Source organism: Hufsiella ginkgonis (assembly GCF_009834915.1).
Taxonomy (GTDB): domain Bacteria; phylum Bacteroidota; class Bacteroidia; order Sphingobacteriales; family Sphingobacteriaceae; genus Hufsiella; species Hufsiella ginkgonis.
On sequence record NZ_WVHS01000021.1, the window covers coordinates 1 to 456 of the forward strand.

The following is a 456-nucleotide window of genomic DNA, read 5'->3' on the forward strand; positions in this document are numbered from 1 at the left end:
ATCACCCCCAAACCCGTTACCGTGACCGCCGACGAGAAACATATCGTGTATGGCGATGCGGAGCCTGCGATTACCTACTCCTCCGCCCTGCCGGGGAACAGCTTTACCGGGGAGCCCGCCTGGGCGAAAGCAAAAAATGCGGGCACCTACCCCATCACACAGGGAACGCTCAGCGCAGGGGCGAACTACGCCCTTACCTTCGTGCCCGCCAGTGTGGTGATCCGTCCCAAAACGGTTACCGTTACCGCTGACGCAAAACGTGAAACCTACGGCGGGCCCGATCCGGAGTTTACCTATACCTACACCGGGCTGACAGGTACCGACGGCTTCAGCGGAAAGCCCGGAAGAGATAATACGGCCGGCATGAACAATGCCGGTACCTACGCCATCAAGATCGGGGACCTCAGCGCCGGATCCAACTACGTCATCAACTTTACAGGCGCCGACCTGGTGATT

At 59.4% G+C, this 456-nt stretch carries 1 protein-coding gene; it reads left to right on the forward strand.

All coding sequences use genetic code 11. From position 1 onward, the window contains the following. Positions 1-456, forward strand: a 456-nt coding sequence (locus GS398_RS22165; protein ID WP_160909027.1) for an MBG domain-containing protein, incomplete at both ends; no start/stop codon positions are given.